The organism is Gordonia sp. G4 (genome assembly GCF_057770005.1).
Map to the genome: position 1 here is coordinate 108,669 of NZ_CM173442.1, position 21,496 is coordinate 130,164.

A 21,496-nucleotide genomic window follows, 5' to 3' on the forward strand; every position below is an offset into this window, starting at 1 on the left:
TCAGGGCAGGACCGGGATCGCGCCCTCGATCATCGCCGGCTCGACCTCGGTCCAGTACTGGTCGGGTTGTCCGTTGCTGCTGCCGAGCCGGAGCACCCCACGTTGATCGCCGACGTAGATCGTGGACGTGTTGGCGACCACCGCGCGCACCGGCGGCGACACGTTCCCGCTCAGCAAACCCACCGCCGGGGTGCCGTCGATCGACAGCTGCACGACGGGCGATTCCGGCGCCTCCCGCGCGATCATCAGCGTCGTCGGCGACGCCCAGTCCACCGAGACCGCGCGATTGCCGATGTTGTAGGCCGCGATCCGCGGGCTCGTCAGCGACACCTGGCCCTCGGCGTTCATCGACAGGACGGCGAAGACGATCTGGCCGCCGACCACCAGCGCGGCTCGCACACCGTCCGGTGCCACCTGCATCTCGGTGATCGCCCCGCGCGCCACCGTCGGGATCGACGACGCCTCGACGGGCACCGTCTGGGTGCCGTCGTCGTCGCGTTGCCACTGGACCGGCCTGCCGTCGACGACGACCCAGACGGTGTTCTCGTCGGAACCGAACGACGGCCGGGTGATGGAGGAGCCACCGACGACCGGCCCGACGTCGCCGCCGTAGTCGCCGATCACCAGCTCGAGCCTGCGGTCGGGACCGGACGGGCCACGGACCGCGGCAACCCGTACGCCGGTGTCGGAGATGGTCGCCGAACGCACGTCGCGTGCGGCCCCCAACGGTCCCTGGACGGCCACGGTCGCGGTGTCGGTCACCGCGCGCAGGGCCCCGCCGGCGACGATGTTGAGCCCGACGTCGGTCGTCGGCACGGAGTTCGGGTCGAAGGCGCGCACGTCGGCGGTCTGCCAGCCCGAGGCGCGCTCGGCGGCCAGCGGGGCGCCGTCGGCGTCGATGACATACGGCCCGGAGATGTCCGCGCCGTCAAGGGTCCAGATGATCTGTGCCGCGAGCACGGTCCGGTCGCGGGCCGGCGCGCTCCCGATGCCGTCGAGGTCCACCCGCACCCCGCCGCCGGCCAGGCCCACCACCGGGCCCCGCAGTGCGGCGTCGTTGGGGAAGCCGCTGTCCACGGCCGCCGCGAGATCCGTTGCGGGACCGGCGATCAGCCGGTTCACCAGGACGGTCGGGTCGGTGGCCTGTCCGGCGTAGAGCCAGCGCGGGTCGGGCACCAGCCGGCGCCCCGTGCGGTCGCTGAAGTACAGCGACACCGGGCGATAGGTGTTGTCGAACTGGTCGCGGTCGATCATCGTGCCGGTCGGCAGCGGCCCGTCGATCCGCCACTGGTCGCCCGAGCGCGTGAGGCTGATGCTGGTCTCCACCCGCCCCGAGGCGGGCAGCAGCTGGCCGTCGGACTTGAGGGTCCCGACGTTGTCGCCGATCAACCGCATCCGCACCGAGTCCTCGTTGCGCTGGTCGACGAAGGTGTTGATCTCGTCGACGATCAGCGCGTCCCCGCGGTCGTCCCACTGCTGGGACGCGACCGGGGTGAGAAACGCCCGTGCCGCGCGATGCGCCGAATCCGGGTCGACGGTGGACTTGAGGAAGGCCCGGACCAGCGCCTCGGGATCCATGTCGGACTGGGGCACCGGGACCGCGTTGGTCGCGCCCTCCCGCTCGAACGACTTGATGGGCTGCGGTGAGGAGTCGTTGGGGATCGCACCGCATGCGGCGACCAGGAGCAGCGCCGCGACGGCCAGTGCCGCCGCGAGAACGCCGCGGGATGACCGGGTCATTCGGCACCCACTCCTGGCCCGGCCGGAGCGCGCCCGGTGGTCTTCGGGGTGGACGTGCGTTGCACAGTCCCCACCGACTTCAGGGGCAACGGCGAGCCGAGGACCTTGTGACCCCGCACGAGCGGCAGGGTCAGGCGGAAGCACGCACCCTTGCCCGGCTCGCCCCACGCCTCGAGCCGACCCTGATGCAGGCGCGCGTCCTCGATGCTGATGGCCAACCCGAGCCCGGTACCGCCCGAGCGTCGGAACCGGGACGGGTCGGAACGCCAGAATCGGTTGAACACCAGCTTCTCCTCCCCCGGACGCAGGCCGATGCCCTGGTCGCGCACGGTGATCGCCACCGCGTCACCATCCGAACGCATGGTGAGCGTGACCGGTTTCCGCTCACCGTGGTCGATGGCGTTGGCAAGTAGGTTGCGCAGGATGCGCTCGACGCGACGCGGGTCGATCTCGGCCAGGACCGGTTCGGCCGGGAGGTCGAGGATGAGCTCGGTGCCGGTCTCCTCGGCGAGATGGCCGACCGTGGCCAGCGCACCGTCGATCGGGATCGCCATGTCCATTCGCTCGGCGGCCAGTTCGGCCATACCGGCGTCGTGGCGGGAGATCTCGAGCAGCTCGTTGAGCAGCGTCTCGAATCGATCGAGTTCCTTGTCGAGCAGCTCCACCGAGCGCTTACGGACCGGGTCGAGTTCGTCTCGGCCCTCGTAGAGCACGTCGGAGGCCATCCGCACCGTCGTCAGCGGGGTGCGCAGCTCGTGACTGACGTCGGAGGTGAACTGGCGCTGCAGACCGCCGAACTCCTCGAGGTGGGTGATCTGCTTGGACAGGCTCTCGGCCATGTCGTTGAACGACATGGCCAGGCGTGCCATGTCGTCCTCGCCGCGAACCGGCATTCGTTCCTTGAGCCGCCCGTCGGCGAAGCGCACCGCGATCCGGGAGGCCGAACGCACCGGGATGACGACCTGCCGCGAGACCAGCCAGGCGATCGCGGCGAGGAGCCCGAGCAGCACGATGCCGCCCGTCAGCAGGGTCCCGCGGACGAGGTCGAGGGTGTTCTGCTCGGCGGTCAGCGGGAACACCAGATACAGCTCCAAGCCCGGGACCGACGCATTGGTCGGCGTGCCGACGATCAGCGCGGGCGCCCGCCCGCCGGTGCCGTCGGGAACCTGGGTGTACTGATAGGCCACCTGCCCGCCGCGCACCATGTCGCGCAGGTTCGACGGCACCTCCGCGGTCGGCCCGACGCCGCTGGCGACGCCGTTGTCCGAGCCGCCCGGCACCAGCAGCACGGTGTCGAACGCGCCGACAGTGCCCGACGCCTGGCCGGTGTCGGCATCCCGGTCGGTGAGCAGTGATCGAGTCTGGCGCAGGCGGTTCTGTACCGACATGTTCCCCGCGCCGCTCGAGAGATCACGCTCCACGGATATGCGGGCGCGGTCGATCTCCTCGGTCGCCGCCGCCAGCTTCACGTCGAGCAACCGGTCGGTGATCTGAGAGACCAACACGAATCCGAGTACCAGGAGCACGACGACCGACAGCACCAACGTGGACACGACGACCCGCAACTGCAGCGAGCGCCGCCAGATGTGCCCGAAGGCACGTCCGACAGCGCCGGCGGTGCGGGTGAAGCGTCCGAGAGTGCTGTTGACCCGTCGTCGAGATCGCCCGATCACGGCGGGCCGGCCTTGTAGCCGACCCCCCTCACCGTCAGGACGACCTCGGGGTTCTCCGGGTCGGTTTCGACCTTGGCGCGTAACCGCTGGACATGCACGTTGACGAGTCTAGTGTCCGCCGGATGCCGGTATCCCCACACCTGTTCCAGGAGGACATCGCGCGTGAACACCTGCCGCGGTTTGCGGGCGAGGGCGACGAGCAGGTCGAACTCGAGAGGGGTCAGCGAGATCGGCACACCGTCGCGGGTGACCTTGTGCGCGGGCACGTCGATCTCCACCGGTCCGATGGACAGCAATTCGGCTGGTTCCTCGTCGGTCCGGCGCAGTCGAGCGCGCACCCGGGCCACCAGTTCCTTCGGCTTGAACGGCTTCACCATGTAGTCGTCGGCGCCGGACTCGAGGCCCAGCACGACGTCGACGGTGTCGGATTTCGCGGTCAGCATCACGATCGGCACACCGGAATCGGCGCGCAGCACCCGGCACACGTCGATGCCGTTCATGCCGGGCAGCATGAGGTCGAGGAGCACGAGGTCCGGACGGATCTCCCGGACGGCGGTCAGGGCCTGCGTCCCGTCGCCCACCACGAAGGGCTCGAAACCCTCTCCGCGCAGCACGATCGTCAGCATCTCGGCGAGCGCGGCGTCGTCGTCGACGACAAGGATGCGGGGCTTCATGTTGTCAATGGTGACATCACCGTGATGAAACCGTGGTGATCGACGCGCCGGGACCGGCCTTCTGACCCGATTGGTCACTCGCACCTAGACTCCCCCGCGTGGGTCATTTGATAGCCGTCGAAGGACTCGACGGCGCCGGCAAGAACACTCTGGTCACCGGTCTGATCGACCGGTGGTCGACGGCCGGACTGCGGGTCGCGACATTCACCTTTCCGCGCTACGGCCGGTCCGCGACCGCCGACATCGCCGCCGAAGCCCTCCACGGTTCGCATGGTGACCTCCGCGACAGCGTGTACGCGATGGCCTTGCTGTTCGCCCTCGACCGGGCAGGCGCGGCCGACGACATCCGTGCCGCCACCGAGACCCACGACATCGTGATCCTCGACCGCTATGTCGCTTCCAACGCCGCCTACAACGCGGCGCGGCTCGGGCAGGACGCCGGCGGTGAGGTGGTGCGCTGGGTCGTCGATCTGGAGTTCGGGCGATTCGGCATGCCCGTCCCCGACCGCCAGGTGCTGCTCGGCGTCTCACCAGAGGTGGCGATGCGCCGCGCCGCGGCGCGCGCCGAGCAGGACGCCACTCGCGCCCGGGACGCCTACGAACGCGACGACGCACTCCAGCGCCGCGTCGACGCCGTCTACCGCGAGCTCGCCGACTCCGCCTGGATGTCGCCCTGGTACCGGTTCGACGGAGAGAACATCGACGACTTGGCCGATGATCTCGGCACCGGCCGGACGGCACCGACCGAATGACACGGTCGATGCTCTTGCCGCACCGTTTCGATAGCCTTGGGCCAACGATTTCGGAAGGCGTTCGATGACCTATCAGCCACCTCCACCCGGTGGCGGACCGCCGCCGTACGGTCCGCGAGGCCCCGGGCGGCAGGGGCCGGGTCAGCAGGGTTCAGGTCAGCAGGGTCCGGGTCAGCAGGGCTTCGGACGTCGCCACCCCGGTCCACCGGGACCCGGTGGGTACGGCCCACCCGTCCGCGGACCGGTGCCGCCTCCCGGCGTCTCGTATGGCCGTCCCCCGTTCGTTCCCGGACAGTACGGCCCGCAGGGGCCCGGGGGCCCTGGCTTCGGCGGCCCGCCCGGGCCTCCGCCGCGGCCTCCCCGCAACACCGGCGTGATCGTCGCGTGGGTGCTCGGCGGCGTCGCGGTGGTGGCGGTGATCGCACTGGTGGTGACCGTCGTCGTGACCAGGTCGACGTCGGACGACTCCGTGGTCGCCGGTGCGTCGACCCGGTCGTCGGACCCGACCTCGACGTCGAGCGACCCGTCCCCGAGCGGGACCGGGTCGGAGCCGGAGTCGGCCGATTCCGCCGCGCTGACGGAGATCCGCGCGGCCCTCCTCGCCTACATCACCGCCCGCAACGCGCGCGACGTCGGCCGAATGCGCGCCGCGGTGTGCACCCAGTCTCGGGACCGGATCACCGGTGCACCGCCCTCGGACGGCGGAGACATCGTCCTCGACGGGTTCCTCGACACGGTCTTCGACGGCGACGTCGCCCAGTCCGAGGTCGTATCCCACCTCGAGAAGGGCACGGAGAGAACGGCTTCGGAGAAGTCGCGGGAGCGGTTCCTCAAGGAGCAGGGTTCGTGGATCTACTGCCCCGACGCCGAACCCGACATCGGCGCCTGAATCATCGGTACCTGATCACCGGCACCTCGATCGCCGCCTTAGATGTCGGCACCGAACCGAAAAGGGAGCCCCACCGGCACAGCGGGGCTCCCTTTCCAGCTACTGGATCAGTAGCGGTAGTGCTCGGGCTTGTACGGACCCTCGACGTCGACGTTGATGTACTCGGCCTGCTCCTTGGTGAGCTTGGTGAGCTTGCCGCCGAGCGCCTCGACGTGGATCCGGGCCACCTTCTCGTCGAGATGCTTGGGCAGTCGGTAGACCTCGTTGTCGTATTCGTCGTTCTTGGTCCACAGCTCGATCTGGGCGATGACCTGATTCGAGAAGCTGTTGCTCATCACGAACGACGGATGGCCGGTCGCGTTGCCGAGGTTGAGCAGTCGCCCCTCGGACAGCACGATGATCGACTTGCCGTTCTCGAAGATCCACTGATCGACCTGCGGCTTGACGGTGATGCGCTTGGCGCCCGACCGCTCGAGTCCGGCCATGTCGATCTCGTTGTCGAAGTGACCGATGTTGCCGAGGATCGCCTGGTGCTTCATCGCTCGCATGTGCTCGAGGGTGATGATGCCGAGGTTGCCGGTCGAGGTGATGACGATGTCGGCGTTGCCGATCGCATCCTCGACGGTGACGACGTCGAAGCCGTCCATGAGCGCCTGCAGCGCGTTGATCGGGTCGATCTCGGTGACCTGGACACGGGCGCCCTGGCCGGCGAGCGACTCGGCGCATCCCTTGCCCACGTCGCCGTAGCCGCAGATCAGCACCTTCTTGCCGCCGATGAGAACATCGGTACCGCGGTTGATGCCGTCGATCAGCGAGTGACGGGTGCCGTACTTGTTGTCGAACTTCGACTTGGTGACCGAGTCGTTGACGTTGATCGCGGGGAACGCGAGGTCGCCGGCGGCGGCGAACTGGTACAACCGCAGGACGCCTGTGGTGGTCTCCTCGGTGACTCCCTGGACCGATTCGGAGATCGCGGTCCACTTGCCCTTGTCGGTCTCGAATCGCTTGCGCAGCAGTTCGAGGAACACCTTGTACTCGGCCGGGTGATCGTCTTCCGCGGGCGGGACCACGCCGGCCTTCTCGAACTCGGCGCCGCGCAACACGAGCATCGTCGCGTCACCGCCGTCGTCGAGGATCATGTTCGCCGGCTCACCGGGCCAGGTCAGCATCTCCTCGGCCGCCCACCAGTACTCCTCCAGGGTCTCGCCCTTCCAGGCGAAGACCGGTACACCCTTCGGCTCCTCCGGGGTGCCGTTGGGGCCGACCACGATCGCCGCGGCGGCGTGGTCCTGGGTGGAGAAGATGTTGCACGACGCCCAGCGGACCTCCGCACCGAGCGCGGTCAGGGTCTCGATGAGAACGGCGGTCTGCACGGTCATGTGCAGCGAGCCGGAGATGCGAGCACCCTTCAGCGGCAACACGTCTGCGTACTCGCGACGCAGTGCCATGAGTCCGGGCATCTCGTGCTCGGCGAGCTCGATCTCCTTGCGGCCGAAGTCCGCGAGGGACAGGTCGGCCACCTTGTAGTCGATTCCGTTGCGGCTGTCGGCCTTCAGCTCGTCCTGAGCAGTCGTCATCTGATCCCCTTGTCGTTCGCGTCGGGCGCCCGGCGATGCAGGCGCGTATGCGTTCGATCCAGGCTATCGGAACGACCTGGCGGTTCCGAGGGGCAGGGGCGTCGGAGTTCAGGTGTCGCGGGAGGGATGGGGACGCGAGGCGCGGTCGGTGTCCTCCCGGAGGATCTCCGGGTCCTCCGCCAATCCCTCGACCTCGGGACGACGCCTCAAGAACACGATGCTCGCGACGAGACCACCCCACACGATGGTGATCGACACGATGAGCATGACGATGGCGATACCACTCATCGGACGGACTCCTTTGTCGTCGAGCCGCCCGCGCGGCCCGCATCGGACAACGGTGGCCAGGGCAGGAAATCCGGTTGATCACGTCCCTTCCACGACGGCAGGGTCAGCAGCACCGCCGCGATGACCACCAGCGCGATCGTCCCCCAGCCGAAGACACCGAGATACCACGTCGGGTATCCCTCGTAGCCTTCGTCTATGACGGACCAGACCTTCTGGACCAGCATGATCGTCAGGAAGATCGGGGCGACGATCCCGACGAGCGCGAGCCAGATCTTGCCGACCTTGAACGTCGACACCGCATTCAGGTGCTGGCGCAACATGTCACCTCGGCGCAGCACCCAGACGAGGATAATCGTCATCATGATGGCCGACGCGACCACACCGACGTTGTTGGCGAACATGTCGACGGTGTCGAGGGCGATGAGTCCCGAAGTGGTCGAGAAGAGGGCGATGGAGATCAGGCCGCAGATACCCGACACTCCTACAGCTGCCTTGGTACGACTGATCCCCCACTTGTCCTGGAGAGCCCCGGACACGCCGATCATCAGAGAAATCAGCGACGTGAAGCCCGCGACTACGAGAGAACCGAAGAACAGTGCGCCGAAGAACGCGGCACCAGGCATTTCGGAGATGACCGCCGGGAAGGTGACGAACGACAGAATCGGACCCGTCAGACCCTCGAGATCAGAGACCGCCACCTGCTGTTGATATGCGAGGAATCCCAGCGCGGAGAACACCCCGATGCCGGCAAGGATCTCGAACGACGAGTTGGCGAAGGCGACGACCAGACCCGAGCTGGTCATGTTCGCCCGTCGACGTTGGAACGATGCGTAGGCGATCATGATGCCGAACGCGATCGACAGCGAGAAGAAGATCTGGCTGTACGCAGCGATCCAGACGTCGAGGTCCTTCAATGCATCCCACTGCGGGGTGAAGAGCGCGTTGAGACCGTCGGCCGCGCCGGGCAGGGTGACCGCGCGGATCACCAGACCCGCGAATCCGACGAACAGAAGCGGGATGAAGACGATGTTCACCTTCTCGATCCCGTTCGCGACCCCGAGCAACAAGACTGCCAGGACCGCGAGCCAGACGACCACGAGCGGGAGCGCGACGCCACCGACGACGGTCGTCGAGATGCCCGGATCCCCGACCTTCAGATAGTCCTGGGTGAAGAAGGTCGCCGGATCGTCGCCCCAGCTCTGGTTGAACGAGAAGAAGAAGTAGCTGGCGGCCCAGGCGATGACCGCCGCGTAGTAGACGCCGATGACGAACAGCAGACCGGTCTGGAACCAGCCCAGCGCTTCGACCGGCTTCTTGATGCGCCGGAACGACAGTGGTGCCGTACCGCGGAAGCGGTGCCCGACCGCGTAATCCAGGAACAGGACGGGTATTCCCGCGGTGAGCAATGCGACCAGGTACGGGATGAGGAAAGCGCCGCCACCGCTCTCATACGCAACGCCCGGGAACCGCCAGATGTTGCCGAGTCCAACCGCGGAACCGATTGCGGCGAAGATGAAGCCGGAGTTACGGGTGAACTGCTCCCGGCCACCTCCGACGGTGTTGGCAGATGCCACCGCTACCTCCTCGTCGAGATCTGCGTACCCGGGACACGAGTGCCCCGTAACCTGTAGATGCTGACGCTATCGCACGACCCTCGACTCGCGTGGGCGTTGCCAGGCGACGCGCCCGAACGCGAACGGGGACCCCGCGGGCGCGGTGCCCGGAGGATCCCCGTCTGGCGTCGGAGCGAAACGAAGGTTCGTCGATCAGACGAGACCGCGGAAACCCGTGCCGATCGCGGCGTCGGTGTCCTGCATGACGCGGCTGGCGTTGGTGACACCATGCTCGAGCGAGGTCAGCGAGTCACGGGACTGGGTGAAGATCCGATCGAATGCGCCCTGCGCGTCGACGTAGGCGGCTTTCGCCTGCTGCGAGTTCCAGTTTCCGTCGAGTGCGGCGACCTGCGCCTTCAGCTGGGTGTTGAGGTCCTCGAGCCGGGTGAAGGCAGCCCGGAGGCCGCCACTGAGATCGCCGAGAGCGGCGAAGTCGTAGTTGATCGAGCCGTTCATGGTGGTTCCTTTCGCAGAACGTGAAGTGCGGGATGCGGGCCGGTGTCAGACGCTGGTGTTCAGTCCGCGCGCCGCCGCCGCGTCCTGGTCCTCGTACCCGGCGAAGCCGTTGGTGAGCTGGGTCTTGATCTGTTCCAGCAGTTGGTTCATCGTCAGCGCGGCCTTGTTCCAGTCGGTGTGCGTACCGTCGAACGCGACACCGGCCGAGCCCTGCCATGTCGGCGTCGCATTGCCGGCGTGCTGGGCGATCTGGTTGATGACAGCCTTCATGTCCTCGACAAGGCTGCCTACCTTGGCTGCGGTGGCCTGTCCGTCCGCGACGTTCACGGTGACGCCGGCGCCGCCGCCTGCTCCGGGCAAGTTCAGCATGAGTGCTCCTCCTGTGTAACGGCACCGTTTGGCGATGCCCCCGTTGGTATCCGTGACACAGATACCCCTGACAGTTGATTCCCGCGGCGGTCTGTTCCGCGGAATCCCCCGATGCGGATCATGGCATCCATTTCCCGTCGGGCAGGGTCTCTATCAACAGGCTGATCGCCTGTGCGATTCGATGACCCGTTCCCGGCGAGAAGGTGGTCCACACCCGACCGTCCGGGGACTTGCTGGGACTGGACACGATTCGACCCCGTTCGGTGTCGAAAATTGCCACAGCTCCAGAAGATTGAGCGAATCGTCCATCCTCGTTCATCGAGGCGACGATCTCGGTGCGCGTCCGGCAGGACGCGAAGGCGGCCGACACGATGGCGGCGTCGGCCGGGTTGGCGCCCAGCGCGTGCAGGGCGTCGGTCGTCTCGACGCCGGTCCGGCACAGTCCGAGCCTGTCGATGACCTCGTCGGACGGAGCCGAGAAGGCTGTGAAGTCGGCCGGCGACGCCTCGTCGGATCCGGATGAGGCGAATTGCGCTCGAACGGCAGTCGCGAGCGCGTCGACGTCCGGGACATCGACGACCGTGACGTCGACGCGAGAGCCGGTCCGCGCCGCGAGTACGTGGTCGTGACCGTTGCGCGCCAGACAGATTCGTCGGACGAACCCGTCGGAGTAGGAACGGATCTCGATCTCGCGCTGCGGTTGTGCCAGCAAGCGCAGCACCGTGGAGACCCACGGGGTCGGTTCACCGTGCTCGACGAGATCGAGCGACGCGATCGTCGCGTCTGCATCTGCTTCGGCCTCGGCTTCGGCTTCGGTGTCGGCGAGTGCGCCGGATTCCGTGTCGGCGCCGGGGCCCTCGGCGAGGTCGCCGAGGTCGAGGACGACCGGCCAGGTCTGGACTCCGAAACGTTCGCCGAGCCTACGCAGAATCGCGGCGTCGAACGCCATCCCGGCGTCGTACGTCACGGGCATCATCGGTGTTCACCCGGGGCGCCGAGCATCAATGTCTCCGACAGGTATCGCGGATCGACGTCGGTGTGGCCGTCCCTGTCCGGGGCCGAGACATAGTGCGCGGCAGGGCGATCCGACGTGGCCAGGTCGGCCCACGTGGCCGTCTGTTCGGTGGATTCGGTCGCCGAGGACGTCGACTCGTCAGGCGAGTCGAGATCAGCGGCGTCCGCGCTGATCGTGCGGACGACCGCCCCGCGGTCCGCGGTCGCGACGCCCGGGGCCACGGGCGGTGGCACGCCGGGACCCGAGCCGGGTGCCGACGTTACCGGTGCGCCGCCGGGAGTCGTCGTGGCCACCTGCGGTTGGACGCCGGCCACGATCGTCGGTGCGTACCTCAGCTTCTCGGGCGGTGGTGTGAACACTCCCCCGACGCCCACGGGCATCGCGGCGATCGGCGGCGCGGTGGACACCGGAGCCGGAGGTGGTGCCGACTCGCGCGTCGCCGCCGCCTGTTCGGCCGCGAGTGCGTCACCGGACACGAGCCCCGGTGCCGGCCGCGCCGATTTCCATGGCGTGGCAACCGGTTCGGCGGCACTCTCATAGGTCTGCATCACGCGTGCGGCGCGCATACGTTGGTGCGCGACCGCACGCTCGGCCTGGGCGGCTGCCCCGGCGATGATGGGAGCGATCGCCGTGGCCGTGGTGGCAATCGTGTGGAGCTTCTCGACGACGTCGACCTCGGCGAGGTCGGGCATGTTCAGGCGTGCGACGGTGATTGCCGCGGCCTGGGATTCGGCACGCGCGGCATTCTCGACCGCCTCGGACGCGACTTCGGCGAACCACGGTGCCAGCCGTGTGAGCTCCTCGAATGCCGCACTGGAGTGCGCGGACTGCCAGTGCACGCCGAGGCGTGCCAGTACCGCGGTGAATTCGACCCCGGCCTCCCCGATCTCGGTCGCGAGGGCCGCCCACGCCATACCGGCCTCCGCCAACGGTGCGGGGCCCGGGCCGGCACCGAGGTCGGCGGCCAGTTGTGCGGTCGGACGTGCGTCCCAGTTGACTCCGGTGAAACCGATCACGAGTGCCTCCCTTCGGGCGCCGGTGCGATGTCGGTGGCGAGCGACGTTGCTGAGCGGGTGGTTCTGACGACGCCTACAGCGCCACTCGGAAGGCGTCCGACGCCTCGGCGTCGCCCTCGATGAAGCCGGCAGCCTGTGCACGCAGCACGGCCGCGATCTTCCGCATCTCGAGAACGCCGGTCGCGGTGTCCTTTTCGAAACTCGCGGCAACCGCACTGAAACTCGCCGCGGCCGCGGCCGACACCTCGTCGCGGCCCTGCGCCGCGACCGTCAGCGAGCGGCCGGCGCCGGTGAGCGCCAGTTCCAGACGATCCGCGATCCGGTCGAGGTTGCTTGCCGCCGAGATCAATTCGGCGGGTTCGACGCGGAGTTGCGAGCTGCTCATACTTCCTCGTTTCGTTTCGGACCGGGCACACCCAGTCGGAGTTCGATGTCCGGACTCGGATCGCTCTCGGCAGCTTCCTCGTAGCCGATGACCGCCGGCGCGACCTCCGGCGAGTCGCCGACCACGCGGCGGCCGTTGTCCTCGGTGACGAGATAGTCGGGTACGGCGTGCTGATCGTCCGACGCGCCCGCGCCGCGGGCTCCGGCCGCGCCCATCGGGGCACCGCCCATCGGCATCGCCGCGGGCGTCGCCGTCATCGGCCGGGCGCTCGACGCGCCGCCGAGCGCGGGTTCGGAGAGCGAGAAGTTCGTCGGGACGGTCGGGCGGGAAGCGCTGAGCGGCGTCATGACTCCGCCGACGCCGCCGATGCCGCCGCCACCACCGCCACCGCCTCCCCCACCGCCGCCACCGCCGCCTTTGGCTTTCGGTGTCAGCGCTGCTGGGACAACGGCGGGCGACTCGTGGTCGACGTTCAGCATCTTGCTGATCGGCTGCATCAGGGAGGTCGGCAGTTCGGTGGCCGTGGACATGGCCGGCGACACGACGTCGAGAATCGAGCTCGCCAGCGTGAACGGCGATTGTCCGGCGCCGGCGGTGGGTGCACCGGTGACCGCGACCGGCGCCCCGTTCACCGCCATCGCGGTTGTCGGGCCGAGTAGCTCCGCCCGTGTGACTGCGACCGCGGCGGTCGCCTGAGACAGTCCGATGGAGGCGAATCCGGCCGCGGCCGCGAAACCCGCACCGACTGCCGGTGTCATCATCATCGGGACCGCCATACTGGTGATCTTCGCGATGGTGGCCGCAATGATCCCCTGCACCACCGCGAGTCCTTTGGCGACGATCGCGGCGGCGGTCTTGGTGTCCAGCGAGATCCCCGATCCCTGCGTCGCCAGAGCCGAGCTGTTGGCCCCTGCCTCGGCGGTCTTGGCGCCGGCGCTGACCGCGCCCTGCCCGGTCCACAGCTGATCGGCGAGCTTGAGGGCACTCTGCCCCATCGTCATCGATGTCTCGAGCACCTTGGTGAGGCTCTCGAAGATGATCGTCGGATCGAAGCCCCCGCCGGAGAGATCACCCGTGCCGAATCCGCCCAGCAGATCGGTCATGGGTTTGATGAACATGTCGAGATTCGGCGGTTGCAGCGGAGGCAGGCCCGGCATCGGCGGCAGCGGCGGCAGGACAGGAAGCGGCGGCAGCCCCATCCCGCCGAGCACGTCGGCGACGGTTCGGTCCAGGATCGGCCCGAGGGGCGTCGCCTCGATCATCTGTTGGACCGTCATGTGATTCAGCGCCGGCACATCCGGGATACCCGGCAGTGGTGCCGGCATCGGCGGTGGGACCGTCACAGCACCGAGCGGATCGCCGCGGCGCTCGAGGCGTCAGTGCCCTCGAACTCGGCGAGGCCCGCGGCAGTCGACGCGGCCGTGGCGGCGTGTACGGCGGCGAGTTCTCCCACCGACATCAGGTGACTGGCCTGCGCCGCGATGAACGCGGCGAGGAACTCCTGACCGATGAGTCCGAAGACGGGAACCATCGCCGCGGTGTTGGCCGCGGCGTCGATGGACCCCGCGGTACCGACGGCGGTCGCCATCGCGGCATTCGTGGCGGCGAAGCCCTCGAGCACCTCCGGCGTCACCTTGACGTTCGTCATTCTCGAACCCCCTCGTGGTTGTCAGTCTGATGGAACGATCTTGTATCGGCCGGGTCCGTCATTCGGCCGGACGAGCGGCCAGCATGTCGCCGAACGATTCGTTGAACTCCTCGGTCACCGCGGCGATCCGGGCGTAGACCTTCTGCGCGGCCAGGGCGGCGGTCGTCACGACCTGGTCGGCGAGGCGGCTCGCGCCGAGTTCGTTGGCGCCGTGGGCGAATCGCAGATCGACGAGCGCGCCCTTTCCGTCCACCTCCGCGGTGACCAGTCCGTCGGCGGACGTCTCACGCGCCGTGATGGCACGCAACTTCTCCTGGTAATCGTGCAGGCCGTCGAGCTGACGCTGCGCGCGCGCCTCGAGTTCGTCCATTGCCCAGTTCATCGCTGCAACCACGACGCGGGTGCGTCGGCTTCCTCGTCGTCGCGCCATTCGGCTCGCGCGAGATCGTCCGGACGCGGCAGCTGCATCTCCTGCACGAGGTCACGGTCGATGCCGGACGCCAGGAGATTCTCCCGAAGTCGGATACCGGCGGACATCGCCGCCTGCTGACACAGCCGAAGGATGTCACCGGCGAGCAGCGCCGGGTCCTTGTCGAGCTCGGACGGCTCGATACGGACCGCAACGGGCAACCCCTGTGCCGTGGTCCGGACGCCGAGGCCGCCGGATCGGGACCGTGCGGTCGTGAACTCGTGCATCACGGCCCACGGGTCGCCGGCATCACCGTCGACGGAATCCCGAGGATCATCGGAGTAGGTCATGGAAAGCTGCACCCCCTTCACGCCGAATAAGACGCAGCCGGGGCCCCTTTCGGTTCCATCGAATTCTCGTTCGATGGAACCAGACCTCCCACATGCGGATCCGTGAAGATCCGCGCACCCCGCTGCGCACATGTGTGGAGTGCCTGATACTGCCATACTCGCGTGAACGCCACCACACCAGCGATGCGGGATGCCAAACGTGTGCGGTGAGACGGTCTGTGGATGTCGTCCGGACCTGGACCGCGGCCTTCGGTAGACTCCCGCAGGACGCAGCCGGGGTTGATCGACAAACGGGGTGGATTCGCTGCTCGCCTCGCCGAACTTGCAGCTACGCGATCGGCGCCCGGCCGCTTGACCAGAGGATTCCCCGATGACGTACGAGAACTCCACGAGGCCCGACCGAACAGGGCCCGAGGGCCCGGATGCCGATGCGCCGGCCCCGCCGCCGTGGCTGCAGTTCGCGCCGCCGCCCGCCGATCCCGGCCCGCCGCCACAGTTCCAGGCGTCTGCTCCTCCGAATGGCAGCGGATCGCCGGCCGGCCGGCCGGCACCTCCACATCCAGACGTCGACACCGATCGCGTACCGCCGATGTCCGATCAGCCCGCGTCCCCGCCACCGCCGACCGGCGCATTCGGCCCGTCGATGCACCCCGGGGCTGCGCCCACCGATCCCCGTCCGGCCAACGGGACCGTTCCGCCGGAGTTCCGTCCCGAGGTCCCACCGGCCACCAATCCCACCGCTCCCCCGTGGCCGCCTCACGTACCCCCGGGCCCCAGATCGGATCACTTCGGCCCAAACCAGTTCGGCCCAGACCAGTTCGGCCCAGACCAGTTCACCGGCCCGGCACCGGCGCCCGGAATGTCGCCGCACCACGTCGACCCACGTTTCGCTCCACCCGGTTCACCCGTGCCCGCCCCGCATCCCGGCGATCCGGGGCCGGCTCACCAGTCGATGCCGCCGACCCCGGCCGGTCATCAACCGCCGCCGCACGCCGGTCCCGTGCCGGTGGGACCAGGCCCCGCGCCTGCCTTTCCCGGACAGCCGATGCAGCACGGATACGGGCCGCCTCCCGGAGGCCCGTCGCTCGACGAGGTGGCCCTGATCCGCAAGGCTCGTCGCGCACCGAGCCGCGGGTGGCGCCGGGCGGTGCACACGCTGTCGGCCGGTGCCATCAATCCCGGTGAGTCGCAGGGCGACATCGAATTCCAGCAACTGCTCGAGCGGGTGAACCGACCGGTTCGCGGGGACTACCGCATCGCCGTGCTGTCCCTGAAGGGCGGCGTCGGCAAGACGACGACCACAGTCGGTCTCGGCTCGACCTTCGCGTCGTTGCGCGGTGACCGCGTGATCGCCGTCGACGCCAACCCCGACCTCGGCACGCTCGCACAGCGGATTCCGCAACAGACCCGGTCGACGGTCCGCGACCTGCTCGCCGACGAGAACGTCTACCGGTACTCCGATGTCCGGGCACACACCTCGCAGGCACCGAGCCGTCTCGAAGTCCTTGCCTCCGAGCGAGACCCGGCGATGGCCGAGGCGTTCAACGAGGAGGAGTACCGCGGCGTCATCACCGTGTTGCAGCGCTTCTACAACATCATCATCACCGACTGCGGTACCGGCCTGAGCCACTCGGCGATGAACGGCGTCCTCGACCTCGCGAACACGATCATCCTCGTCAGCTCACCGGCTCTCGACGGTGCTCGCAGCGCGGGGGCGACCCTCGACTGGCTGGAGGCGCACGGGTTCGGACACCTCGTCTCGCGCGCCGTCGTCGTCCTGAGTTCGTCGCGGCCGGGTTCGTCGACCATCGACACCGATCAGCTGGGCCAGCACTTCCTCACGCGATGCCGCGCCGTCCACAAGATCCCGTTCGACGACCATCTCGCCGAGGGCGCGGATGTCGATCTGGAACTGATGTCGAAGCCGACCAAGCGGTCGTTCGTCGAACTCGCGGCGACCATCGCCGACGACTTCTCCGGCGGACCCGGATATCGGGAGGAGCCGTTCCTCCGATGAGAATGTTCACGATGCCGAACATCCGTATGTCGTTGCCGTTGTTATAGTTCACGCGATCATGTCCGGGACGGGGGAAGCATGACTGATTTTGCAGTGAATCCAGGGGCGGTGGGCGGCGCATCCACAGCCATCTCCGCAGTGGCGTCGACGATCGAGGGATACACCCTCGCCTCGTCGTTCAGTACGCTGACCGGCGCATTCGCCGGTGCGACGAACCCGATGACCGAGGTGGCCGGTAGCGGCGACCAGCATGTCACGACGTCGCTGACGAACGCCGCGGGTGCGGTCACCGCGTTCTCCGAGATGATCACCTCGTTCAAGAACTCGACAGTCGAACTCGACGGCGAGAATGCGACGTTCATCCGGCAGGCCGTCTCCTACCCGGCCGGCCCCGCGTGACGGTCCGGAGATGACGCCGACCTACGACCAGGTCATCGGGTGGAAACCGGAATCGCTCGGCGACATCGCATCAGCGGCGCGAACGCTTCAGACCGACCTCGACGGCCAAGCTCCGAGGGCCGGCAATCCGGTCATCAATCTCACCCCCGCGGAGTGGAAAGGTCTTGCCCGCACGGCCGCCGACGGTCGCGCGGAGAGCATCACTCGGTGGTTGAGATCGTTGTCCGACCAGTATGGGACCCTTGCAGCGGCTTTGGACAACGGCAAGACAGCCATCCGCGGTGCGATGACGACGTTGGAGAACCAGAAGTCCACAGCGGCCGCGCTCGGCTACGAACTGCGCACGAACGATCCCGCCTACAACGTCGATTTCAACAAGTCGATGGCACCCGACGGCGCCGAGTACGACAAAGGCACCGCGACAGAGCTCCAGCAGGCGCTCCTGGATCTCGGACGCGCCGCCGATACCGCGGTGTCTAATACGAATTCGGCGGTCTCCGCCGCCCTCGGTGCGATCGCCGGTCTCACACCGGCGTCGATCGCGCAGAACAGTTCGACCATCGATCCCACCAAGGCAGCGCCAGACGCCCAAGCGATTCTCTCCGGGACCGCGACTCCGGAACAACGGGCGCGGTTCGCGCGGGCCATGCAGCTCACACCGGAGCAGTTGGCACGCCTCCAACTCGGGCAGCCCGTCGACATCACGAAGGAGCAATTCCTCTACATCAAACATGCGACCGGAGCGGTCGACGTGGGAAATGGCAGCCTGAGCGGGATCAAGGCGTTTGAATCGTTCGGCGTCGGTCCCGCCATGGCGGGAACACGAGGTGCGCTGGCCAACGGACTACAAATCCTGTCCAACAAGAACATCCGCGCGGGTGACCTCCATGGAGGATTCGAGGCGCTTCCTCAGACCGTCAAGGATGTGCTCAGTATCGAAAACCCTGTCGTTCTCAGTGACAACGTCATCGCAGTGAACGGATTGGCAAACTCCGCGACACTCGGCAACCTTCTCCATTCCGGAGACTCCCGCTATCAGGCGGGCACCGAGATCGACCGGCGTCTCGGTGACCTCGGGCGCAAGTACACCGATGCGATGGCCAAGTACGAGCAGGAATATTACGGCCAGAAGATTGCCAACGGTTTTCATATCGACGGCGAAGTTCGATATGACGACAACTTCACAACGTCCGGCACAGCGCACCCAGAGATCCAAGACATCTTGAAGGCCGTCGGGCGGGACAAGATGTGGGTCAGTGATGCTTTTTCCGGGCCAGATGGCGCCGACTTCATTCACGATCTGATGACCACCCAGTGGGAGGACGACGGGCGGGCCGCGGACACACTGTTGACCGTCACGGAAAGTGACGCACGGTCCCAATCGTTCGACATACCACCAGAACAACGAACCCTGGGTCAAGAACTCGATCATCGCACCGCGGAGCGATCAGCGACCATCATGGAGGCAATCGCCAGATACACCGGTTCGCACGACGGCTACAACGCACTGATGGATATCCCGGGAATGGTGGACGGCAAGTCAGCGGGTGAGGTGAATCCCGAACTGGTCCGAACACTAGCCGAGTCGTTGAAGCCGTACGCCGGTGAGCTCGGCGGCGATCAGGATCAGTCGCTCCCTGGTTTCAATGACACGCCCGGCGAGAACGTCATGCACTCACCCGGTACCGACAACTTCGAGGGGTCATCGCGGATTTTCGGACTGTTGGCAACCGACGAGACGGCCGCGAAGACCTTTTATTCCGAGGTGTACTCCCAGATCGCTGACGAAGCGGCCCGTTACGGCGCTGACCCCAACGCCGGTGACGCCGCGCATCGACTGGCTCTGATGTCTCACTTGCGCGGACTCGCCGACGAAGGGTTGCTGTACGCAGCCCACGACAAAGCCGGCGACGACTTCGCAGCGGCGAAAAGTGCATATGAGCTGAAGGGGAAGATCCTCGACGATGTGCTCAAAGTGTCCGACCTCGGCACCGGCAAGCTCACCGACAAGGCACCGGGATCGGACATTCTGCTCGACCACGTGAAAGACGGTCTCAAGAATTCGCTCCTGGGGCCGGCACCATCAGAAGATGGTTTTGATCCTGCGAAATACAAACAGCAGATAGACGGATCGTCGGGCGGCACCGGCAGCGCCGTGGGGGACATCCGAGCGGCGATCATTGCCTCCACCGAGGGCGACGTCCGATCACAGCTGGACCCTGGCATAGCCCGGGATCTGGCCAAGCAAGGATGGTTCAATTCCGACGGTTCCCTACGGAGTCGCGACGAGATCCTGAAATCGGGCGAAACGAACGAAACACAATTCAACACCGATCTCCGGACAATCGTCGAACAGCTCGCCGCCAAGACCCGAAACAGTAACCCGGACAATATCCCCGAAGATTACCGTGACGTGTGGAGCGAGTCGGAGGAGTTGGGAACGAAGTGGAAACTGAACCTCCCTCCAGCACCATGACGCCCGGTTCACACCTCCGGGTGTTGCGTAGACGCAGCGGCACGGTGTTCGGCTGGATCGTCGTGACGATCTTCCTGGCACTTGTAGGAGCTGCTTGCACTCCGCCGGCCTCTGGTCCAACGCCGACAGAATTGCCTCCGCGTCCCGACATCCCCTACACCGTCGTGTGGTCCGCAGCAGAGGGCACCGACATCCAATCCCGGCCTGCGGAACTGGTTCGTGCCACCCTCGATGCTGGCGAAATGGCCTCTTGGGCAGGCACGAAAAACTCGTTTCCAGGGTTCGCGGAAGCAGTCGCCGGCACCCGCGAGTACTTCGGCAACTGGGGCAGACCCGATCAGCCTCCAACACCCGGAAATCGCATCCCTGTAGCGAACACGGTGATGTCTCGCCACATTGCTTCGATGACGGTCACAGACACAGCTGTCACGGCGCGTATCTGCACCCTGCGGCAAGCAGTCAAGCCTGCCTATCCACCCGCCGCCGACGCCGAGGGCAGCTTCATCGGCGAAGCGCGCCCTCGCACACTCGAGGTACAGCTCAGGAAACCCTCGGGCGTTTCTGCAGGTATTTCGGGCCACCGTGACGAGTCAGCTGCCGACCACAACTTTCGAGGTAACGATCAGCCGTCTTGGAATGTCTTCGGCAATTGGTCTATCGGAGCCATCCGCGATCTACGGGGTGTGAACGACTTCTGGGGCGACGAACCCGAGTGTGTGGCCTGGTGGCGCAAGAAGTTCCCCGGGTGGACAGGCACCACATCCCTGGACTTCCAACCACCGCACCCCGTCAACGGCCCCTGGGAGTGGTACAACCTCCTAGCCCTCGACCCACCCGCACCACCGAGCTTCCCCGAATGGATCGCCCCCAAAGGCGCAGACGCCTAAGCAGTCCCCGGGCGGTCCGCACGCCGTACCTTGCGCGCCGTCCGCCATCGCCGCGCCAGGTGGATGAACGTCGGCACGACGATCGTGAGCACCGAGGCGATGATGAATATCTCGATGTTGTCGCGGATGAGGGGGACGTTGCCGAGGAAGTAGCCGAGCAGGATGATCCCGGCGGCCCAGGTGAAGCTGCCCAGCACGCTGAAGAGGGTGAACGTCCGGTGCGACATCCCGCTGAACCCGGCGACCAGCGGGGTCAGCGTGCGGACGATCCCGATGAACCTGCCGAAGAACACGGTGAGTGGCCCGAAGCGGTCGAAGTAGTGGTTCGTCTTCGCGAGATACTCCGGCCCGATGGTGCGCATCAGCTTGCCCTCGACCACGCTGCGACCCACACGTCGTCCGATGAAGTAGCCGCACTGGTCGCCGAGGATCGCTGCCAGCGGCACGGCGAGGCACAACAGCCAGAGTGGTGCGAACGGCTCGGGCTGCGCGGCGAACACACCTGCGGTGAAGAGCACCGAGTCGCCAGGGAAGATGAACCCGACGAGGATGCCGGTCTCCACGAAGATCAGCACGCAGAGACCGATGAGGCCGCCGGTGGCCACGAAGGACTCGATGTCGAAGGGATTCATCGAATCCAACAGTAGTGTCGTGGCCGGTACGTCGAAGTCCCGCGGCATCGCGACGCGCAACGCGTCGCCGAGCATTCAGTTCCCGGTAACCCCCCGTCACCACCACCGCGTCCGGACCCGACGCGCACGACGGCCGAGGATGCGGTTTACTCGACCCCTGAGGCGTACAACGGACGTTGCTACGTACCGGCCCGTCGCCGACGCGCGATCTGCCAACCGCACGAGCGACAC

The 21,496-nt window shown here is 67.1% G+C and carries 22 protein-coding genes; 6 read left to right on the forward strand and 16 right to left on the reverse strand.

Annotation, left to right across the window (positions count from 1 at the left end; translation table 11 throughout):
• From lpqB to mtrA, 3 genes are read right to left on the reverse strand one after another with little or no spacing between them, the layout of a single operon-like run.
• Entirely contained in the window at positions 1-1,740 is a 1,740-nt protein-coding gene (gene lpqB, locus AC3B5T_RS00475; RefSeq protein WP_488358104.1) for an MtrAB system accessory lipoprotein LpqB, read from the reverse strand.
• On the reverse strand, positions 1,737-3,413 hold the full coding sequence (gene mtrB, locus AC3B5T_RS00480; protein WP_055475595.1) for an MtrAB system histidine kinase MtrB: 1,677 nt from the start codon (positions 3,411-3,413) through the stop codon (positions 1,737-1,739). Before mtrB ends, lpqB begins: the two co-directional genes overlap by 4 nt.
• A complete protein-coding gene (gene mtrA, locus AC3B5T_RS00485; protein WP_091344371.1) occupies positions 3,410-4,096 on the reverse strand; it encodes an MtrAB system response regulator MtrA in 687 nt (228 codons plus the stop codon). The genes mtrB and mtrA overlap by 4 nt, the downstream gene beginning before the upstream one ends.
• Positions 4,097-4,185: 89 nt before the next feature.
• Between mtrA and AC3B5T_RS00490 the strand changes: the two genes are divergently transcribed.
• Complete coding sequence (locus tag AC3B5T_RS00490) at positions 4,186-4,839, forward strand: dTMP kinase (protein ID WP_035717169.1); 654 nt, start codon at positions 4,186-4,188, stop codon at positions 4,837-4,839.
• Positions 4,840-5,212: 373 nt separating this feature from the next.
• Complete coding sequence (locus AC3B5T_RS00495; protein WP_084817239.1) at positions 5,213-5,728, forward strand: hypothetical protein; 516 nt, start codon at positions 5,213-5,215, stop codon at positions 5,726-5,728.
• 107 nt (positions 5,729-5,835) lie between these two features.
• Here AC3B5T_RS00495 and ahcY read toward each other — a convergent pair whose 3' ends face one another.
• From ahcY to AC3B5T_RS00555, 12 genes are all read right to left on the reverse strand, one after another.
• On the reverse strand, positions 5,836-7,305 hold the full coding sequence (ahcY, locus tag AC3B5T_RS00500) for an adenosylhomocysteinase (protein ID WP_010842176.1): 1,470 nt from the start codon (positions 7,303-7,305) through the stop codon (positions 5,836-5,838).
• Between the two features lie 108 nt (positions 7,306-7,413).
• The gene (locus tag AC3B5T_RS00505) at positions 7,414-7,593 is read right to left on the reverse strand and encodes a methionine/alanine import family NSS transporter small subunit (RefSeq protein ID WP_010842177.1); all 180 of its coding nucleotides are present in this window, start codon (positions 7,591-7,593) and stop codon (positions 7,414-7,416) included.
• The gene (locus AC3B5T_RS00510) at positions 7,590-9,167 is read right to left on the reverse strand and encodes a sodium-dependent transporter (RefSeq protein WP_010842178.1); all 1,578 of its coding nucleotides are present in this window, start codon (positions 9,165-9,167) and stop codon (positions 7,590-7,592) included. The genes AC3B5T_RS00505 and AC3B5T_RS00510 overlap by 4 nt, the downstream gene beginning before the upstream one ends.
• Positions 9,168-9,359: 192 nt before the next feature.
• Positions 9,360-9,662 carry a WXG100 family type VII secretion target gene (locus tag AC3B5T_RS00515; RefSeq protein WP_010842179.1) on the reverse strand — a complete coding sequence of 101 codons (303 nt, stop codon included), beginning with the start codon at positions 9,660-9,662 and terminating at the stop codon, positions 9,360-9,362.
• Positions 9,663-9,707: 45 nt separating this feature from the next.
• Positions 9,708-10,031 (reverse strand): WXG100 family type VII secretion target, encoded by a 324-nt coding sequence (locus AC3B5T_RS00520; RefSeq protein WP_014927790.1) that lies wholly within the window; start codon positions 10,029-10,031, stop codon positions 9,708-9,710.
• Positions 10,032-10,149: 118 nt separating this feature from the next.
• The gene (locus tag AC3B5T_RS00525) at positions 10,150-11,007 is read right to left on the reverse strand and encodes an ESX secretion-associated protein EspG (RefSeq protein WP_488358105.1); all 858 of its coding nucleotides are present in this window, start codon (positions 11,005-11,007) and stop codon (positions 10,150-10,152) included.
• Positions 11,004-12,062, reverse strand: coding sequence for a PPE domain-containing protein (locus AC3B5T_RS00530; protein WP_010842182.1), 1,059 nt, complete (start codon positions 12,060-12,062; stop codon positions 11,004-11,006). Before AC3B5T_RS00530 ends, AC3B5T_RS00525 begins: the two co-directional genes overlap by 4 nt.
• A gap of 73 nt (positions 12,063-12,135) precedes the next feature.
• Entirely contained in the window at positions 12,136-12,447 is a 312-nt protein-coding gene (locus AC3B5T_RS00535) for a PE domain-containing protein (RefSeq protein WP_010842183.1), read from the reverse strand.
• On the reverse strand, positions 12,444-13,772 hold the full coding sequence (locus AC3B5T_RS00540; RefSeq protein WP_055475616.1) for a hypothetical protein: 1,329 nt from the start codon (positions 13,770-13,772) through the stop codon (positions 12,444-12,446). The genes AC3B5T_RS00535 and AC3B5T_RS00540 overlap by 4 nt, the downstream gene beginning before the upstream one ends.
• Before the next feature lie 14 nt (positions 13,773-13,786).
• Entirely contained in the window at positions 13,787-14,095 is a 309-nt protein-coding gene (locus AC3B5T_RS00545; RefSeq protein ID WP_010842185.1) for a type VII secretion target, read from the reverse strand.
• A 58-nt stretch (positions 14,096-14,153) separates the two neighbouring features.
• Positions 14,154-14,465, reverse strand: coding sequence for a YbaB/EbfC family nucleoid-associated protein (locus tag AC3B5T_RS00550; protein WP_010842186.1), 312 nt, complete (start codon positions 14,463-14,465; stop codon positions 14,154-14,156).
• An 8-nt stretch (positions 14,466-14,473) separates the two neighbouring features.
• On the reverse strand, positions 14,474-14,854 hold the full coding sequence (locus tag AC3B5T_RS00555; protein ID WP_010842187.1) for a hypothetical protein: 381 nt from the start codon (positions 14,852-14,854) through the stop codon (positions 14,474-14,476).
• 370 nt (positions 14,855-15,224) lie between these two features.
• Here AC3B5T_RS00555 and AC3B5T_RS00560 point away from each other — a divergent pair, with 370 nt between their 5' ends.
• The 4 genes from AC3B5T_RS00560 (at position 15,225) to AC3B5T_RS00575 (ending at position 20,633) form a co-directional block, all read left to right on the forward strand.
• Positions 15,225-16,871, forward strand: coding sequence for a MinD/ParA family ATP-binding protein (locus AC3B5T_RS00560; RefSeq protein WP_035717173.1), 1,647 nt, complete (start codon positions 15,225-15,227; stop codon positions 16,869-16,871).
• Positions 16,872-16,949: 78 nt separating this feature from the next.
• A complete protein-coding gene (locus AC3B5T_RS00565; RefSeq protein WP_081637202.1) occupies positions 16,950-17,270 on the forward strand; it encodes a hypothetical protein in 321 nt (106 codons plus the stop codon).
• A 10-nt stretch (positions 17,271-17,280) separates the two neighbouring features.
• Complete coding sequence (locus AC3B5T_RS00570; protein ID WP_010842191.1) at positions 17,281-19,746, forward strand: TPR repeat domain-containing protein; 2,466 nt, start codon at positions 17,281-17,283, stop codon at positions 19,744-19,746.
• 242 nt (positions 19,747-19,988) lie between these two features.
• Positions 19,989-20,633 carry a hypothetical protein gene (locus tag AC3B5T_RS00575; RefSeq protein ID WP_152467741.1) on the forward strand — a complete coding sequence of 215 codons (645 nt, stop codon included), beginning with the start codon at positions 19,989-19,991 and terminating at the stop codon, positions 20,631-20,633.
• On the opposite strand, the gene AC3B5T_RS00580 is transcribed toward AC3B5T_RS00575, so the two are convergent.
• On the reverse strand, positions 20,630-21,265 hold the full coding sequence (locus AC3B5T_RS00580; RefSeq protein ID WP_035717189.1) for a DedA family protein: 636 nt from the start codon (positions 21,263-21,265) through the stop codon (positions 20,630-20,632). The two genes, AC3B5T_RS00575 and AC3B5T_RS00580, sit on opposite strands and share 4 nt — an antisense overlap.
• Positions 21,266-21,496: the final 231 nt, after the last annotated feature.

Coding starts and splice junctions, on each gene's coding strand:
- lpqB (WP_488358104.1), bottom strand. CDS start 1,740: ATGACCCGGTCATCCCGCGGCGTTCTCGCGGCGGCACTGGCCGTCGCG.
- AC3B5T_RS00570 (WP_010842191.1), top strand. CDS start 17,281: ATGACGCCGACCTACGACCAGGTCATCGGGTGGAAACCGGAATCGCTC.
- AC3B5T_RS00515 (WP_010842179.1), bottom strand. CDS start 9,662: ATGAACGGCTCGATCAACTACGACTTCGCCGCTCTCGGCGATCTCAGT.
- AC3B5T_RS00575 (WP_152467741.1), top strand. CDS start 19,989: ATGGCCTCTTGGGCAGGCACGAAAAACTCGTTTCCAGGGTTCGCGGAA.
- AC3B5T_RS00550 (WP_010842186.1), bottom strand. CDS start 14,465: ATGGACGAACTCGAGGCGCGCGCGCAGCGTCAGCTCGACGGCCTGCAC.
- AC3B5T_RS00520 (WP_014927790.1), bottom strand. CDS start 10,031: ATGCTGAACTTGCCCGGAGCAGGCGGCGGCGCCGGCGTCACCGTGAAC.
- AC3B5T_RS00565 (WP_081637202.1), top strand. CDS start 16,950: ATGACTGATTTTGCAGTGAATCCAGGGGCGGTGGGCGGCGCATCCACA.
- AC3B5T_RS00580 (WP_035717189.1), bottom strand. CDS start 21,265: ATGAATCCCTTCGACATCGAGTCCTTCGTGGCCACCGGCGGCCTCATC.
- AC3B5T_RS00535 (WP_010842183.1), bottom strand. CDS start 12,447: ATGAGCAGCTCGCAACTCCGCGTCGAACCCGCCGAATTGATCTCGGCG.
- AC3B5T_RS00540 (WP_055475616.1), bottom strand. CDS start 13,772: ATGCCGGCACCACTGCCGGGTATCCCGGATGTGCCGGCGCTGAATCAC.
- AC3B5T_RS00555 (WP_010842187.1), bottom strand. CDS start 14,854: ATGACCTACTCCGATGATCCTCGGGATTCCGTCGACGGTGATGCCGGC.
- AC3B5T_RS00560 (WP_035717173.1), top strand. CDS start 15,225: ATGACGTACGAGAACTCCACGAGGCCCGACCGAACAGGGCCCGAGGGC.
- AC3B5T_RS00545 (WP_010842185.1), bottom strand. CDS start 14,095: ATGACGAACGTCAAGGTGACGCCGGAGGTGCTCGAGGGCTTCGCCGCC.
- AC3B5T_RS00525 (WP_488358105.1), bottom strand. CDS start 11,007: ATGATGCCCGTGACGTACGACGCCGGGATGGCGTTCGACGCCGCGATT.
- ahcY (WP_010842176.1), bottom strand. CDS start 7,305: ATGACGACTGCTCAGGACGAGCTGAAGGCCGACAGCCGCAACGGAATC.
- AC3B5T_RS00505 (WP_010842177.1), bottom strand. CDS start 7,593: ATGAGTGGTATCGCCATCGTCATGCTCATCGTGTCGATCACCATCGTG.